This window comes from Actinophytocola sp. (genome assembly GCF_036378875.1).
Taxonomy (GTDB): domain Bacteria; phylum Actinomycetota; class Actinomycetes; order Mycobacteriales; family Pseudonocardiaceae; genus Actinophytocola.
On the sequence record NZ_DASUVO010000003.1, the window covers coordinates 31,420 to 46,494 of the forward strand.

The window sequence follows — 15,075 nt, forward strand, 5'->3', positions numbered from 1 at the left end:
CACGCTATCCGGCGATCCGCAGTCGCGGGGCACCACGGGGCGCCGGCCGTGGTTCGACATCCGTGTTCTCCCGCACCTCGCGGGCGATCCGGTCTTCGGCGGCCTCCCGGACGAAGTCGTCGCGCCGGGTGGTGGCCAGTTGCAGCATGCTGTATGGATCCATGATCATCTCCTGGTTTCGGGCAGGTCGAAGAGAGCTGTCGTGTGCCACGACAGCTGAGATCAGTGATGGGTCAAGGCTTGTCGGGCGTGACCGTGGTCGAGAAGAAGAGGTTCACGAACCGAGCGCCCTCCGGTCGCAGCGAGGGGTCGGTGCGGCGACCCTGGAACTTGTTCATGAGCTCGCGGATCGTGTCGCGCACCTCTTTCACCTCGGCGGCGGTGAGGTAGTCGTTGGTGTTGTCGACACCGAGCGCCTCCTGCCAGTCCGCCGGCTCGAGATGCTCGGTCAGGTGACGTTCCCTCATCTGCGTCAACGTGTAGTCGAGGAACGCGCCGGTGGCGGCGTTGGCCGCGAGCGAGAAGTCCTGGTCCTTCGTGGCGCTGCTGTCCCACCCCTGGCCCTGGCTGACGAGCTGCCAGGGCTTCTCCCGCCCCTGACCGCCCTCCGCGTGCTCCACGTACTTGTACTTCGCGAGCGTGTTGAGGTGGTACGAGCAGTTGGCGACGCTCTCCCCGGTCTCCTCGGCGCACTGGGTCGCGGTGGCGGTGCCCTCGCGAGCGACGATCTCGAGCAGCTTCCACCGCAGCGGGTGCGCGAGCGCCCGGAGAGCCTTGGGGTCGGTGATGTTCCTACGGTCCGCCATGCTTAACAAGGTACCTTTCGCAAGAGTTCTTGCACAAGACTTCTTTCTAAAGAGTTCTTGTTATCGCCCGTGTAGGCTGTATGCATGGGACGAGTGACCGTTCGCCGCCCGGTTCTGCGGCTCTCGGAGAACGGCGTCCGGCGCCGTCAGGACGCGCTCGCGGCCGAGGAACCCCTGGAGCTTCGGGTCGGCGGCAAGGCGCTCGCGGTCACCATGCGCACCCCCGGTCACGACGTCGAGCTGGCACACGGCTTCCTGCTCACCGAGGGCGTCATCGGCGCGGCGGCGGACGTCAGCACGGCCCGTTACTGCGACAGCCTCGACGACCAGGGCCGCAACACCTACAACGTGCTGGACCTGGCACTCGCCCCCGGCATGGAGCCGCCGGACACGAGCGTGGAGCGCAACTTCTACACGACCTCGTCGTGCGGTGTGTGCGGCAAGGCGGCACTGGACGCGGTGAAGCTGAAGACCCGCTTCTCACCCGAGGCCGACGCGTGCCGGGTGTCCCCGGAGACCCTGGCGACCTTCCCCGACCTGTTGCGGGAACAGCAAAAGGTGTTCGAGTCGACGGGCGGGCTGCACGCGGCCGGCATCTTCACCGCGGACGGCGAACTGCTGGTGGTCCGCGAGGACGTGGGCCGGCACAACGCGGTCGACAAGGCGACCGGCTGGGCACTGCTGGACGGCCGCGTGCCGCTGGCCGGCTCGGTGCTGATGGTGTCGGGCCGGGCGAGCTTCGAGCTGGTACAGAAGGCCGCGATGGCCGGCATCCCGGTACTGGCGGCGGTGTCGGCGCCGTCGTCGCTGGCGGTCGAACTGGCCGACGAACAGGGCATCACACTGATCGGCTTCCTACGCGGCACCAGCATGAACGTCTACACACACGCGGACCGCATCACCGGTTAGCGTCACGTCTAGTCACCGCCCCGGGTGATAAACGCACGATCGTGGTAACACCCAGTTAACCGCTCGCGACCCCCGGGCCATGAAGCGTGTACTGATAGTGGCATTCCTCCTCGCTACCGTGACCGCGTGTGGCAGCACAGCACCCGGGTCGGACCCAGTCCCGACCATCGGGACCTCCGACACCACGACCACGGACACAACGCCGTCGGCTACGACAACCACAACAACGACCACGCCGCCGCCCGCTGCGCCAACAACCGAAGTGCCGGACGTGGCGCCCCCGGTCGAGCCCGCGCCCTACACACCGCCGGTTCAGCCCGCCCCTTACACCCCACCGCCCGCCCAGCCCGCGCCGTACACTCCACCGCCGGCGCCCTACACCCCGCCACCGGCCCAGCCTCCGCCCGCCCCGCCAGGGGGTGGCGTCTACTACGCCAACTGCTCCGCGGCCCGCGCCGCCGGGGCCGCGCCGCTGTACCGCGGTGAACCCGGCTATCGGCCGGCTCTGGACCGGGACGACGACGGCGTGGCCTGCGAAACATGACCACGGCCGCGTGTCAGCGGTTCGTGACCATCCGGGTGTGCTTGTCGGCCACCCAGTCCCGCACCGCGGGCCACGGCCCGTAGCCGGCGTCACCGTCAAGGTGCACCCCGCCGGGGATGACGTCGAGATCGATCTTCAACGCGGATGCCATGTCGACGGCCTCGTCGACGGTGCAGGCCGGGTCGTCGTCCCCGATGACGAGCTGTGTCCACCCGGCGGCCCGCCGAAGGCCTGCGGCGTCCAGCGGTGTGGGGCTGAAGCCGTGCACGTCGGGGTGGTGCCAACGCGGCCCCGGCGGCGACACGAGCAGCACCCGGTCGAACCGCAGCGAGGCATCGGTGAGCTGGGCCGCGTGGTGGAGCCAGAGGGTGGCACCGCAGGAGTGCGCGAGGACGATCCGCTCGACGTCACGCGGCGCGGCCTCCAGATGATGCCGCAACTCGGCGAGCCAGGTGTCCAGCCGGGGGCGGTCCGGTTCGGAGAGCTGCGGAACGTCGACGTCGCACCCGGTTTCGGCGAGCTCGTGGGCCAGCCAGCTCTGCCAGTGCGGAGGCGGTGCCCCCATGTGTCCGTGGAGCAGGAGCACATACGACATGGGATCCATCCTTCCACCGCGTTATGGTCAATCCATGCCGATCTTTGTTACCGAGGACGGGGCCGCCCTGCACTACGACCTCTCCGGTGAGGGAAAGCCGCTGATCACGTTGGCCGGTGGCGCGGGACGGCACCCGAGCTACCTGGGCGACCTGGCCGGGCTGCCCGGTCAGCTGGTGATCCCACACCTGCGCGGCGTCGGTGAAACCCCCGGTCCATCGAAATCGTACTGGGAGCAGGCCAGCGACCTGGAAGACCTGCGTGGGCACCTGGTCCTGCAACGCCTGGACCTGGTTGCGCACTCCGCGGGCACGAGGTTGGCGATGGCGTACGCCGCGCAGTTCCCGGACAACGTGGCGAGCATGCTGCTGATCACCCCGCCGTCCGCCCACCTGACGGACACCCCGTCGGACGCTGCGGAGATCACCGCGCACCGGCGGGGCGAGCCGGCGTTCGAAAAGGCGATGGCGGCCTACCACCGGCGTCCGAAGACACAGAGCGACTTCGAGGCCTGGCAGGCGGACACGGCCGCGGCGACGTACGCACTGTGGACGGAGAGGGAACAGGCCCACGCCCGGGTGGGCAAGACGGACCTGGCCACGGTGAACGCCTACTTCGGCGTGCCCGCGCCGCCGGACTTCGCGCAGCTGCTGAGCAAGACCGATGCGACGGTCCGCGTCATCGCGGGCGCACAGGACTTCACGACAGGCCTGGCCCCGGTACTGGCGGCGGCGAAACTGTTCACGAACGGCGAGGTGGTGGTCATCGACGACTGCGGCCACTACCCGTGGGTCGAGCAGCCGGGCGCGTTCCGCAGAGCAGCGGACCCGTTCGTGGCCTAGGCAGGAGCGTCAACGCAAAAGGGGTGACCGCCGGCCAACGCCCGAATGGTCACCCCATAGCGAGTTCGGTCACGACGCCAGAGCGGATGCTCAGGCCGACTTCTCCCGGCGCTCGCGGCGGGAAGGCTGGCGAGCCACGATGGTCGGGTTCACGTTCTCCCGGACCGTCTGCTCGGTGATGACCACCTTCGCCACGTCGGACCGCGACGGGATGTCGTACATCACCGGCTGCAGCACTTCCTCCATGATCGCCCGGAGCCCGCGGGCGCCGGTGCCACGAAGGATCGCCTGGTCGGCGACGGCCTCGAGGGCGGCGTCGGTGAACTCCAGCTCGACACCGTCCATCTCGAACAGCTTCTGGTACTGCTTCACCAGCGCGTTGCGCGGCGCGGTGAGGATCTGCACCAGCGAGACCTTGTCCAGGTTGGTCACCGAGGCCACGACCGGCAGACGCCCGATGAACTCGGGGATCAGGCCGAACTTGATCAGGTCCTCCGGCATGGTGTCGGAGAAGAAGTCCGCCGTGTCGATGTCCGCCTTCGAGCGGATCTCGGCGCCGAAGCCGAGGCCACGCTTGCCGACGCGGTCCTGGATGATCTTCTCCAGACCGGCGAAGGCACCGGCCACGATGAACAGCACGTTCGTCGTGTCGATCTGGATGAACTCCTGGTGCGGGTGCTTGCGGCCACCCTGCGGCGGCACCGAGGCCGTGGTGCCCTCGAGGATCTTCAGCAGCGCCTGCTGCACGCCCTCGCCGGACACGTCCCTGGTGATGGACGGGTTCTCGGACTTGCGGGCGATCTTGTCGACCTCGTCGATGTAGATGATGCCGGTCTCGGCGCGCTTGACGTCGTAGTCCGCTGCCTGGATCAGCTTCAGGAGGATGTTCTCGACGTCCTCACCGACGTAGCCGGCCTCGGTCAGCGCGGTGGCGTCGGCGATCGCGAACGGGACGTTCAGCAGCTTCGCCAGCGTCTGCGCCAGGTACGTCTTGCCGCAGCCGGTCGGGCCGAGCAGCAGGATGTTGGACTTGGCGAGCTCGACGGTCTCCTCGCGGGACTCGCGGCTGCCGCCCTCCGGGCGGGCGCGGTCCCCGGCCTGGATGCGCTTGTAGTGGTTGTACACGGCCACGGCCAGCGTGCGCTTGGCCTCGTCCTGGCCGATGACGTACTGGTCGAGGAACTCGTCGATCTCGGCGGGCTTGGGCAGCTCGTCGAGCTTGACGTCGCCGGCCTCGGCCAGCTCCTCCTCGATGATCTCGTTGCAGAGGTCGATGCACTCGTCACAGATGTACACGCCGGGGCCGGCGATGAGTTTCTTCACCTGCTTCTGACTCTTCCCGCAGAAAGAGCATTTCAGCAGGTCTCCACCGTCGCCGATACGCGCCATGACCGCTGACCTCTGTCCCCTCCGGCGTGCTTCGGGGTTACACGCCTGGATCGTCCTGGCCTGGACGGGCCCCTGGTGACATCCTCGCGCACGCCACTCGAGGCCCGATCGTGCCTGTTGCCTTCGACGGTACCTGCCAACCCCCACTCAGTGGGAGAACCAGACCGCCGAGTTGTCGGATTCGGCCGATCAGGTGGCCCCGGACCTCACGGTCCGGAGCCACTCGACGCCCTGGTCTTTATGGGCGGTTCGCCGACAGCTTTCGGTAAGGAAGCACCTCGTCGACGATGCCGTACGCCTGCGCCTCCGCCGCCGTCAGGATCTTGTCACGCTCGATGTCCTGGCGGATCTGGTCGGCGTCCCGTTTGGTGTGCCGGGACAGCGTCTCCTCCATGAGCCGCCGCACGCGCTGGATCTCGTCTGCCTGGATCTGCAGGTCCGAGACCTGCCCGTAGACGCCCTCCATGGCGGGCTGGTGGATGAGGATGCGGGAGTTGGGCAGCGCGTACCGCTTACCCGGCGTGCCCGCCGCCAGCAGCACCGCGGCCGCGGAGGCGGCCTGCCCGAGGCAGTACGTCTGCACGTCCGGGCGGGTGAACTGCATGGTGTCGTAGATCGCCATCAGGGACGTGAACGAGCCGCCCGGCGAGTTGATGTACATGAGGATGTCGCGGTCGGGGTCGACCGACTCCAGGTACAGCAGCTGCGCCATGACGTCGTTGGCCGACGCGTCGTCGATCTGCACGCCGACGAAGATGATCCGCTCTTCGAACAGCTTGTTGTACGGGTTCGACTCCTTGACCCCGTAGCTCGTGCGCTCGACGAATGACGGAAGCACGTACCGCGACTGCGGAGAGTGGTTGTTCACTGGTCGGTTCTCCTCAAGTCCTTGGCCGGTCAGCGAGCGTGGCCGTTCGGCGATTGGCCGGCACGGGAGACGACGTTGTCGACGAACCCGTACTCACGTGCCTCCTCCGCGGTGAACCACCGGTCTCGGTCGGCGTCCTGGGTGATCCGCTCGACTGTCTGACCGGTCTGCTCCGCGGTGAGCTGCGCCATCTCGAGCTTCCACCTACCGAGCACCTCCGCGCGAATCGCGATGTCGGAGGCCGTGCCGCCGACGCCGCCGGACGGCTGGTGCATCATGATCCGCGCGTGTGGCAGGGCGTAGCGCTTGCCCGGAGAGCCGGACGAGAGCAGGAACTGCCCCATCGAGGCCGCCATGCCCATGGCCCAGGTCTGGACGTCCGGCTCGATGAGCATCATCGTGTCGTAGATCGCCATGCCGGCCGAGACAGAGCCGCCAGGCGAGTTGATGTAGAAGACGATGTCCTTCTCCGGGTCCTCCGCGGCCAGCAGCAACAGCTGCGCGGTGATCCGGTTGGCGATCTCGTCGTCGACCTCGGAACCGAGGAACACGATGCGCTCACGGAGCAGCCGCTCGTACACCGAGTCGTTCAGGGTGAGCCCTGCGGTGCCCGACCGCATGTCGGGCGTCTGCCGTGGATGCGTCACGTCTGCCTGCTTTCTCCGCTCTGGTTGCGAGGTTGAGCTGGTGTCATGTCCGACATTAACGAAGGCGGGCGGCATCGAATGCCCGACACCGCCCGAGTTCGCTCAGAGCGTCACTGGGTCGGGGCGTCCTCGACCGGCGCCTGCTCGGTCTCCTCCGCCTCACGAGGTCCGAACAGCTCCTCCAGATCGACCGCGTTGCCACTCGCGTCGGTGACGGTGGCCAGGCGCACGACCGAGGCCAGCGCCTTGCCGCGACGCACGTCGGCGAAGATGGCGCCGAGCTGGCCGGACTGCTGCGCACGCTGCACGTACTCGTCCGGGCTGACGCCGAACCGCTGCGCCTGGTAGATGATGCGCTCGGTCAGCTCGTTGTCGTTGACGTTCACGTTCTCGGCGTCGGCGATCGAGTCGAGGATCAGCTGCGTCTTGACGGCCTTCTCCGCGTCGTCCTGAACGTCCTTGTTGAACTCCTCCAGGGTGCGGCCCTGGGAGGTCAGGAACTCCTCGAAACGAGCCTCGTCGTGGTCGAACGTGTGGACCGCGTCGTGCTTGCGGACCTCCACCTCGGACTCGACCACCTTCTCCGGCAGCGGGACGTCGGTGACCTCGAGCAGCGCCTCGAGCACCTTGTCGCGGGCCTGGACGCCCTGCTGCATCTTCTTGACGCGGCTAAGCCGCTCGCGAAGGTCGGCCTTCAGCTCGTCGATCGTGTCGAACTCGGAGGCCAGCTGGGCGAAGTCGTCGTCCGGCTCTGGCAGCTCACGGACCTTGACGGTGTTGACCTTGACCGTCACCTCGGCGTCGCGCCCGGCGTGGTCCCCTGCCACCAGCTTGGTGGTGAAGGTCGTCTCCTCGCCGGCGGACAGCCCGGTGATGGCCTCGTCGATGCCCTCGATCATCTCGCCGGAACCGACCTCGTAGGACAGTCCGGCGGTCCTGGCCTCCTCGACCTCCTCGCCGTCCACGGTCGCGGACAGGTCGATGGAGACGAAGTCCCCGCTCTCCGCGGCGCGCTCGACGCCGGCCAAGGTGCCGAACCTGGCCCGCAGCTCGTCGAGCTGCTCGTCGACCTCCTGGTCGTTGATCTCGAGGTCGTCCACCGTGACGGACAACTCACCGAAGGCCGGCACGGTGATCTCGGGCCGAACATCCACCTCGGCGGTGAACGCGATGTGGTCGCCGTCCTCCAGCTTGGTGACCTCGATGTCGGGCTGCCCGAGCGTCCGGACCTCACCCTCCGTGATCGCCTGCATGTACTTGGCCGGAATGGCCTCGTTGACGACCTCGTCGAGGATCGGCGCGCGCCCGATCCGGGACTCGATCACCCGCGCGGGTGCCTTGCCTGGCCGGAAGCCGGGGATACGAACCTGCGAGGCGATCTTCTTGTACGCGCGGTCGAAGTTCGGCTTGAGCTCGTCGAACGGCACCTCGACGTTGATCCGGACCCGCGTCGGGCTCAGGTGCTCGACGGTGCTCTTCAACGTGATCTCCTGGGTAGCGATGGTGTGGGCTCTCGCGAGTCTATGGAACTCACGGGATCTCGGGACGAGCGGGGCCGACCTGCGAGTCTCGCATGCCCAAGGTCCGACCGGAGATCCGGAGGCGAACCCACCGACCAGCGACCGGACCGGGGTCCGGAGGCGAGCCCCGCCGACCAGCGACCGGACGGCGGTCCGGGGACGGAACCCCACCGACCAGGCGACCGGGCGACCGGGCGACCGACCCCGGGGGGTCCGGGGGGCGGAGCCCCGCCGGCCGGGGGTCTGGGGGCTTGGCCCCCAGAAGACACAACGAGACGACCCGGTCCGCAACCGCGGACAGAGTCCTCCCAGAGTCGAGTCGGGCTGACAGGATTTGAACCTGCGACCCTTCGCTCCCAAAGCGAATGCGCTACCAAACTGCGCCACAGCCCGCCGCCCCACGGCGGGGACAACGGACACAGAGTATCGCGACACGCTAGGCTGTCTGCGCGCCGCCTTCAGTTGCGGTGCACGCGGGTGTAGCTCAATGGCAGAGCCCCAGCCTTCCAAGCTGGTCATGCGGGTTCGATTCCCGTCACCCGCTCGTTCGTGGGTGTCCCCTGCTCGCGGAGTGCGCTCGCCCTGCTCACTCGCCATCACTGTGGGGGCGCGGCCCCCACACCCCGCCCGGCGGGCTCCGCCCCCGGACCCCCGTCCCGGTGCTCCACACTCCACCTCTGCGCGAGTCGCGCTTGCGTGCTCCCGAGTGCGCCCGCCCAGCTCACTCGCCCACACCCTGCCCGGCGGACTCCGCCCCCGGGACCCCGTCCGGATGCCCGACGCTCCACCTCTGCGCCCGTCGCGCTCGTCTGTCCTCCGCTCAAGCGCGTTCGTGCCAGATCCGTGCCAGATCAGCGGCGGAAGTCATCCCGCCCCTTGGCGATCATGCGTGCAGGTGGCACAGGTGTCTTACTGCTTGTTCTAAGCGGTTGGACACATGTGCAGCGCCGGCGCTGTGCTTCTTGGGCGTCGATCTGTGGGCGGCCGTGGTAGGCACTTGGTATGGCGCGGATCGATCACTATCGCAGTTTGGACGCACCGGCCGCCAACAGCATCGTTGTCGCGGTTACCGCGGTTGTTCGGGACGTGGCCGGGCGGGTTCTGCTGATTCGGCGCACGGACAACGATCTGTATGCCATTCCCGGTGGGGCGCTCGAACTGGGCGAGACGCTCACGCAGGCGGTGCGGCGGGAGGTCATAGAGGAGACCGGCGTCGCGGTCGAGGTCACGGGGATGCTCGGCGTCTACAGCGACCCCGAGCATGTGATCGAGTTCACCGACGGTGAGGTTCGGCAGGAGTTCTCCGTCTGTTTTCGCGCTGAGCCAACAGGGGGTGAGCCGCGCACCAGTGACGAGAGTAGCGAGGTGCTGTGGGTGGCGCCTGAGGAGCTGGACGTGCTCGACATCCACCCTTCGATCCGTCTTCGCATCCGCCACGGCATCGACGGTCGAACAGAGCCGTACTACTCGTAGTCCTGACCACAGTGGAGCCTCTGGTGACACGGCCCCAGAGGCTCCACATTCAGTACTCGCTACGGTTTGTCGGCCGCTCGGCCGGAGCAGGAGGAATTGCTGCCGTTGCCGACCAGCAGGGAATCGTGCACCCATCCCTGCTTACCCACGTTCGGGCCACTGAGGACGCGCAGGTGGGTCCATGTGCTTATGCCGCTTGAGGTGTCACCGAAGGCCCAGCAGTGGAAATCGACCCTGTGGCTCGGCTGGATCAGGCCGAAGATCTCACAGGAATTGAAGTGCGGAGCTTGTCTGAGTCGCGCGTCGGTGCCCCGCACGAGCAGGCCGGAGGACGGGTCGGCGTCCGTCCATGCATGTGAACAGCTCAGGGGCGCCACGTCAACCGGAGCGGCGCTCGCCGCGGGTGCGGCGAACATACCGCCGAGGAGCAACACGAAAAATGTGATGACAACGTTCCTACGCGTGAACATATCAATTCCTTCGGAAAATGGGCGCGCGACAACCAGCGCGCGTTGTCGCACACCGCGGAACAGGTCAAATTGACATAACCCTACTCATATCCTCCCCCGTCGACGCAGTTGCGAGCATCCGCCCTTGGCTTTGAATGCCGGGGGTCCCACCAGCGCTCGCTGTCCGACGCGACGAAATATGGATACCAGGTTGGCAAGTGAGATCACAAGAGCACGAAATGATCCATTGAAAAATGGGCGTCAATTGCGATTTGATCGAGATTCCGGCGGGCTGACCGGGCGATGGGGCGGCACTCGGTGACACGAGCGGCGACCTCGGCGCACTACCATCCGGCCATGGAACTTCGCGGGCGGTCCGTTCTTGTCACCGGGGCCACGGGTGGGCTTGGGCAGGCCATCGTGCGGCGGTTGTTCGCTGAGGGGTGTGTGCTCACGGTCACCGGGCGGCGGGCGGAGGTGCTCGACGCGCTCGCTGGGGAGGTCGAGGGCACGGCCGTGGTGGCTGATCTTGCTCGGCGGGAGGATCTTCAGCGGATCGTGGAGATCGGGCAGGACGTCGACATCCTCGTCGCCAATGCCGGGGTGCCGGGGACCGGTGAGCTGACCGAGTACTCCCTGGAGCAGCTGGACCGTGTCATGGACGTCAACCTGCGGGCGCCGGTCACGCTCGCGCGGCTGCTCGGGGAGCGGATGCTGGCCCGCGGACAGGGGCACGTGGTGTTCATCTCGTCGTTGTCCGGGAAGACCGCCAATCCCGTTTCCTCGCTCTACAACGCCACCAAGTTCGGGTTGCGTGGGTTCGCCCTCGCGCTTCGGCAGGACTGGGGGCCGCGCGGGGTGGGCGTGTCCTGCGTCAACCCCGGCCCTATCGGGGACGCCGGGATGTTTCACGAGGCCAGCAAGGACATCGCGCTGCCCGCCGGGTTTCGGCCCAAGTCGCCCGCTGACGTGGCGGCTGCCGTGGTCAAGGCCATCAGGAACGACCGGGCCGAGATCGACGTCGCCGACCCCGTCATGCGGGCCGGGGTCGTCTTCGGGCAGTTGGCGCCTCAGGCGGCAGCCGCGCTCAACCGGCTGGTCGGGGCCGACCAGGTGTCCCACCAACTCGCCGACGGCTCGGTGGACAAGCGGTGACGGTCTTCGTCCACCGGCTGCGGGTGCGGTACAGCGAGTGTGACCAGCAGGGCGTCGTCTTCAACGGTCACTACCTCTTCTACTACGACGTCGCCCTCACCGAGTTGTGGCGGGATCGCATCGGGCTCTACCAGGACATGGTCACGCGTGGGGTGGACGTCGTGGTCGCCGAGGCCACCATCCGGTACCGGGCCGCGGCGCGGTTCGACGACCTGCTCGACATCGCCATGCCCGTCAAGCATCTCGGGACCACGAGCATGATCGTCCAGCCGGAGTTCCGGGTCGGGGACCGGCTGGTGGCCGACGGCGAGATCCGGCACGTGTTCGTCGACCCGTCGACGCTGAGCAAGCTGGAAATCCCGGACGACATCCGGGCCGCGTTATCGAGTAGTGCGTAGGTACTCGACTTCCAGCACGGGGCGGCCGTCACCGAAGTCGCGTTCGCGTCGGCGGCCCGTCGTGCTGAAGCCGAACGACTCGTAGAAGTGCCTGGCGCGGTTGGCGCCCGCCACCGTCCACGCCCGCACCCGGCGGAGCCGCGCCTCGACGATCTGGTCCCACGCCGCGTCCATCAACGTCCACGCCACCCCGCTGCCCCACACCGACGGGTGCGCATACAGGTCGAAGACCTCGGCGTCCGACAGCTCCTGCGGACCGAAGTACGCGAACGCCACGACGCGGTCGCCGCGCTCCGCGAGCAGCAGCGTGTTCCGCTCGAACGTCCGGCCGGCCATCTCGTCCGCCCAGCCCTGCCGGCGCTCCTCCACCAACCTGCGCAACCAGTGCCCGTCGAACAGGTCGCGGTGCGCGACCCGCCACGCCTCGGCGTGAACCTCACCGATCGCGGCCGCGTCGGCGGGGTTCGCGTCCCTCACGAGCAGCGGTGCGCCGACTCCCCTCGGCAACACCATGCCGACACCATAGGTCAGACCAGCGCCCCACCACACACGGACCATGGAACTCCGGGCGTAGCGTCCCCGTTGTCCGGGCAAGGGCATTTTGCGGAAGGTTGTGCGATGACCGGGACGATCATCTTCGTGGTGTTGGTGCTCGTGGTGGTCGCGCTGGGCGCGACCTACATGAAGAACCAGGCCAACGCCAAGCAACAGCGGCTCGAGGACGCCAAGGCCGAGGCCAGGCGGTGGGTGGAGCGGCTCGGCGGGCAGGTGATGAACCTGGTCGGCACGGACGAGCCGTCGAAGCAGGCGCTCGCCGACGCCTCCGAGCGCTACAACGCGGCCGGTTCGCAGATGGAGCAGGCGACCACGATCGAGCAGGCCCGGCTGGTCACCAAGACCGCCCTGGAGGGCCTGTACTACGTGCGTGCCGCCCGCCTCGTCATGGGCCTTGACCCCGGACCGGACCTGCCGGAGGACGCGGAGCGCGAGCGGGCCGGCAAGGTCACCGAGGACCGCAACGTCAGCGTCGAGGGCCGCGACTACGCCGCCTCACCCGGGGCGGGCGACAACACGCCGTACTACTACCCCGGTGGCCGCGTGGCGGGCCGCCCTGTGCCTCAAGGCTGGTACAGCGAGCCGTGGTGGAAGCCGGCGCTCGTCGCCGGCGCCTGGGGCGTCGGGTCGATGCTGCTGTTCAGCGCGATGTTCTCGGGGATGTACGGCATCCCGGACGCTGGCGCGTGGGAGGCCGGTTACGACGCCGGGCAGGCCGACGCCATGGAGAGCGGCGACGCCGGTGGTGACGCCGGCGGCGACTACGGGGACGCCGGTGGTGGTGACTACGGCGGCGGCGGTGACTGGGGCGGCGGCGGCGACTTCGGTGGCGGCGACTTCGGCGGGTTCTGATCAGGCCTGGCAGGTCGGGCACCAGTAGAGGTTGCGTGCCGCGAGCTCCGACTTGCGGATCGGCGTGCCGCACACCAGGCACGGCTGGTCCGTGCGCCGGTAGACATACACCTCGCCGCCGTGACGGTCGACCCTCGGGGCCCTGCCCATCACGTGCGGCAGGTGCTCGTCGCGGACCGTGTCGATGCGGCCCTTGCGCACGCCGTCCTTCATCAGCGCCACCAGGTCGGTCCACATCGCCGACCACAGCGACTCGGTGACCGAACGCCCGGGCAGCAACGGGTTCACGTTGTGCCGGAACAACAACTCGGCCCGGTACACGTTGCCGACCCCGGCCAGCACCTTCTGCTCCATCAGCAGCGCCGCGAGCGGCTGCGCCGACCTGGTGATCCTGGCGAACGCCACGGCCGGATCGGCGTTGCGGCGCAACGGATCCGGCCCCAGTCGGGACAGCAACTCCTTACGCTCCGCGGTGTTCAGCACCTCGCAGCGGGTCGGCCCGCGCAGGTCGGTCCAGTGGGTCTGTCCCACCATGCGCATCCGCACCTGCCCGACCGGCAGCGTGGTCGGCAGCGGCTGCTCGGCGAACGCGCCGTACAGACCCAGGTGCACGTGGACGATCGCGTCCGGCCCGTACACGTGGAACAGGTGCTTGCCGTAGGCCTCGGCACGCAGCAGCACCCGCCCGTCCACGTACGCGGACGAGAACCGGCCCTGCGGGCTCGTGACGAGCACGGGACGCTTGCCGTACCGCCTCTGGTGCAGCCGTGCGAGGCGGTGCAGCGTGTGCCCTTCCGGCACGGCTCAGCCCGGGAGCGCCGGCGGCTCGCCGGTGCGCTCGTACTCGGCCAGCATCCGGATGCGCCGGGCATGGCGTTCGTCGCCGGAGAACGGCGTCGCGAGGAACGTCTCGACCATGGCCGTGGCGTCCTCGAGGCTGTGCATCCGGCCGCCGATCGCGAGCACCTGGGCGTCGTTGTGCTGACGGGCCAGCTGCGCGGTGTTGAGGTCGTAGGCGAGGGCGGCACGGATGCCGGGCACCTTGTTGGCGGCGATCTGCTCGCCGTTGCCGGAACCGCCGATGACGACGCCGAGGCTGCCTTCGTCGGCGAGCACGCGGCGGGCCGCCTCGACGCAGTAGGGCGGGTAGTCGTCCTCGGCGTCGTAGACGGCCGGACCCACGTCGACGACCTCGTGGCCGACGCTCGGGAGGTGCTGGACGAGATGCGCCTTCAGCTCGAAGCCGGCGTGGTCGGAACCCAGGTAGACACGCACGTCGGGCATTCTGCCAGTTCTGGAAGCATGTGCCCGGTGACGGTCTTCGAACAGGACGGCTTCGACCTTCGCGTCGAGTGGGGCCTGGACGGTGTACGCGCGCTCGGCCCGCACTGCGCGGTGTTGGTCATCGTGGACGTGTTGGTGTTCAGCACCACGGTGAACGTCGCGGTCGAGCAGGGGGCGCGGGTACTTCCGCTGCCCTGGCGGGACGAACGCGCGGCCGAGGTGGCGGGGGCCGCCGGCGCGACGCTGATTCCCACGGGCCTCGTCAACTTGGCCGGCCAGCCGACCGCGACGAGCGACCCCGGCTGGACGTTACGACCGTCCTCGTTGGCGGGGAGCGTGCCGGCCGGCACCTTCCTCGCGATCAGCTCCGCCAACGGCTCGCACCTGTCCGCCGCGGCCGCCGAGTCAGGCGCGACCGTGCTGGCCGGCTGCCTGCGCAACGCGTCGGCGGTGGCCGCGAAAGCCGTCGAACTGGCCGGGGACGGGCCGATCGGTGTGGTCGCGGCCGGCGAGCGGTGGAAGAACGGCGACACGCTGCGGCCGGCGATCGAGGACTACCTGGGCGCGGGCGCGATCGTGGCCGCGATCACCGGGCGGACCACGCCGTCACCGGAAGCGACGCTGGCGGCGCTCACCTACCGGACCGCGCAGGTGGCGGAGCTGGTGACGGACTCCATCTCCGGGCGTGAGCTGGCGGTCGCCGGTGTGCCCAAGGACGTGGCGCTGGCCACCGAGATCGACGTCAGCACGGCCGTCCCGGTATTGACCGACGGTGTGTACGAGCAATGAG

Annotated in this window: 19 protein-coding genes and 2 tRNA genes; 9 read left to right on the forward strand and 12 right to left on the reverse strand. The window is 68.5% G+C overall.

Annotated elements, in window-relative coordinates:
* Window positions 1-4: 4 nt before the first annotated feature.
* Together VF106_RS01190 and VF106_RS01195 are read right to left on the reverse strand one after the other, a co-directional pair.
* Window positions 5-163: a hypothetical protein gene (locus VF106_RS01190; protein ID WP_330837634.1), complete on the reverse strand. Its 159-nt coding sequence runs from the start codon at window positions 161-163 to the stop codon at window positions 5-7.
* A 70-nt stretch (window positions 164-233) separates the two neighbouring features.
* Window positions 234-806 carry a winged helix-turn-helix domain-containing protein gene (locus VF106_RS01195; protein WP_330837635.1) on the reverse strand — a complete coding sequence of 191 codons (573 nt, stop codon included), beginning with the start codon at window positions 804-806 and terminating at the stop codon, window positions 234-236.
* A gap of 84 nt (window positions 807-890) precedes the next feature.
* Here VF106_RS01195 and fdhD point away from each other — a divergent pair, with 84 nt between their 5' ends.
* Together fdhD and VF106_RS50780 are read left to right on the forward strand one after the other, a co-directional pair.
* On the forward strand, window positions 891-1,715 hold the full coding sequence (fdhD, locus tag VF106_RS01200) for a formate dehydrogenase accessory sulfurtransferase FdhD (RefSeq protein WP_330837636.1): 825 nt from the start codon (window positions 891-893) through the stop codon (window positions 1,713-1,715).
* A 271-nt stretch (window positions 1,716-1,986) separates the two neighbouring features.
* On the forward strand, window positions 1,987-2,259 hold the full coding sequence (locus tag VF106_RS50780; protein WP_414638824.1) for an excalibur calcium-binding domain-containing protein: 273 nt from the start codon (window positions 1,987-1,989) through the stop codon (window positions 2,257-2,259).
* Between the two features lie 13 nt (window positions 2,260-2,272).
* On the opposite strand, the gene VF106_RS01210 is transcribed toward VF106_RS50780, so the two are convergent.
* Window positions 2,273-2,854 carry an RBBP9/YdeN family alpha/beta hydrolase gene (locus tag VF106_RS01210; RefSeq protein ID WP_330837637.1) on the reverse strand — a complete coding sequence of 194 codons (582 nt, stop codon included), beginning with the start codon at window positions 2,852-2,854 and terminating at the stop codon, window positions 2,273-2,275.
* 34 nt (window positions 2,855-2,888) lie between these two features.
* On the opposite strand from VF106_RS01210, the gene VF106_RS01215 reads away from it, so the two are divergent.
* Window positions 2,889-3,695 carry an alpha/beta fold hydrolase gene (locus VF106_RS01215; RefSeq protein ID WP_330837638.1) on the forward strand — a complete coding sequence of 269 codons (807 nt, stop codon included), beginning with the start codon at window positions 2,889-2,891 and terminating at the stop codon, window positions 3,693-3,695.
* 90 nt (window positions 3,696-3,785) lie between these two features.
* On the opposite strand, the gene clpX is transcribed toward VF106_RS01215, so the two are convergent.
* The 5 genes from clpX to VF106_RS01240 all read right to left on the reverse strand — a co-directional run bounded on the left by clpX (window position 3,786) and on the right by VF106_RS01240 (window position 8,512).
* Complete coding sequence (gene clpX / locus VF106_RS01220) at window positions 3,786-5,084, reverse strand: ATP-dependent Clp protease ATP-binding subunit ClpX (RefSeq protein ID WP_330837639.1); 1,299 nt, start codon at window positions 5,082-5,084, stop codon at window positions 3,786-3,788.
* A gap of 238 nt (window positions 5,085-5,322) precedes the next feature.
* The gene (locus VF106_RS01225) at window positions 5,323-5,952 is read right to left on the reverse strand and encodes an ATP-dependent Clp protease proteolytic subunit (RefSeq protein WP_330837640.1); all 630 of its coding nucleotides are present in this window, start codon (window positions 5,950-5,952) and stop codon (window positions 5,323-5,325) included.
* A gap of 29 nt (window positions 5,953-5,981) precedes the next feature.
* Window positions 5,982-6,599 (reverse strand): ATP-dependent Clp protease proteolytic subunit, encoded by a 618-nt coding sequence (locus VF106_RS01230; RefSeq protein WP_330837641.1) that lies wholly within the window; start codon window positions 6,597-6,599, stop codon window positions 5,982-5,984.
* Window positions 6,600-6,709: 110 nt separating this feature from the next.
* Window positions 6,710-8,080: a trigger factor gene (tig, locus tag VF106_RS01235; protein ID WP_330837642.1), complete on the reverse strand. Its 1,371-nt coding sequence runs from the start codon at window positions 8,078-8,080 to the stop codon at window positions 6,710-6,712.
* 358 nt (window positions 8,081-8,438) lie between these two features.
* Window positions 8,439-8,512: transfer RNA gene (locus VF106_RS01240), tRNA-Pro, on the reverse strand.
* Window positions 8,513-8,592: 80 nt separating this feature from the next.
* Here VF106_RS01240 and VF106_RS01245 point away from each other — a divergent pair.
* Window positions 8,593-8,663: transfer RNA gene (locus tag VF106_RS01245), tRNA-Gly, on the forward strand.
* A gap of 458 nt (window positions 8,664-9,121) precedes the next feature.
* Window positions 9,122-9,592 (forward strand): NUDIX hydrolase, encoded by a 471-nt coding sequence (locus VF106_RS01250; RefSeq protein ID WP_330837643.1) that lies wholly within the window; start codon window positions 9,122-9,124, stop codon window positions 9,590-9,592.
* 59 nt (window positions 9,593-9,651) lie between these two features.
* On the opposite strand, the gene VF106_RS01255 is transcribed toward VF106_RS01250, so the two are convergent.
* A complete protein-coding gene (locus VF106_RS01255; protein ID WP_330837644.1) occupies window positions 9,652-10,062 on the reverse strand; it encodes a hypothetical protein in 411 nt (136 codons plus the stop codon).
* Window positions 10,063-10,398: 336 nt separating this feature from the next.
* On the opposite strand from VF106_RS01255, the gene VF106_RS01260 reads away from it, so the two are divergent.
* Both VF106_RS01260 and VF106_RS01265 read left to right on the forward strand, forming a co-directional pair.
* Window positions 10,399-11,196, forward strand: a complete 798-nt coding sequence (locus VF106_RS01260) for an SDR family NAD(P)-dependent oxidoreductase (RefSeq protein WP_330837645.1) — start codon at window positions 10,399-10,401, stop codon at window positions 11,194-11,196.
* The gene (locus VF106_RS01265; RefSeq protein ID WP_330837646.1) at window positions 11,193-11,594 is read left to right on the forward strand and encodes an acyl-CoA thioesterase; all 402 of its coding nucleotides are present in this window, start codon (window positions 11,193-11,195) and stop codon (window positions 11,592-11,594) included. The genes VF106_RS01260 and VF106_RS01265 overlap by 4 nt, the downstream gene beginning before the upstream one ends.
* On the opposite strand, the gene VF106_RS01270 is transcribed toward VF106_RS01265, so the two are convergent.
* Window positions 11,577-12,107, reverse strand: a complete 531-nt coding sequence (locus VF106_RS01270) for a GNAT family N-acetyltransferase (protein ID WP_330837647.1) — start codon at window positions 12,105-12,107, stop codon at window positions 11,577-11,579. The two genes, VF106_RS01265 and VF106_RS01270, sit on opposite strands and share 18 nt — an antisense overlap.
* Window positions 12,108-12,212: 105 nt before the next feature.
* On the opposite strand from VF106_RS01270, the gene VF106_RS01275 reads away from it, so the two are divergent.
* Entirely contained in the window at window positions 12,213-13,001 is a 789-nt protein-coding gene (locus VF106_RS01275; protein ID WP_330837648.1) for a hypothetical protein, read from the forward strand.
* On the opposite strand, the gene VF106_RS01280 is transcribed toward VF106_RS01275, so the two are convergent.
* On the reverse strand, window positions 13,002-13,802 hold the full coding sequence (locus VF106_RS01280; protein ID WP_330837649.1) for an Fpg/Nei family DNA glycosylase: 801 nt from the start codon (window positions 13,800-13,802) through the stop codon (window positions 13,002-13,004). It abuts the gene before it with no gap.
* A 3-nt stretch (window positions 13,803-13,805) separates the two neighbouring features.
* Window positions 13,806-14,276: a ribose-5-phosphate isomerase gene (locus VF106_RS01285; RefSeq protein WP_330837650.1), complete on the reverse strand. Its 471-nt coding sequence runs from the start codon at window positions 14,274-14,276 to the stop codon at window positions 13,806-13,808.
* 27 nt (window positions 14,277-14,303) lie between these two features.
* Between VF106_RS01285 and VF106_RS01290 the strand changes: the two genes are divergently transcribed.
* A complete protein-coding gene (locus VF106_RS01290; RefSeq protein WP_330837651.1) occupies window positions 14,304-15,074 on the forward strand; it encodes a 2-phosphosulfolactate phosphatase in 771 nt (256 codons plus the stop codon).
* Window position 15,075 lies beyond the last annotated feature (1 nt).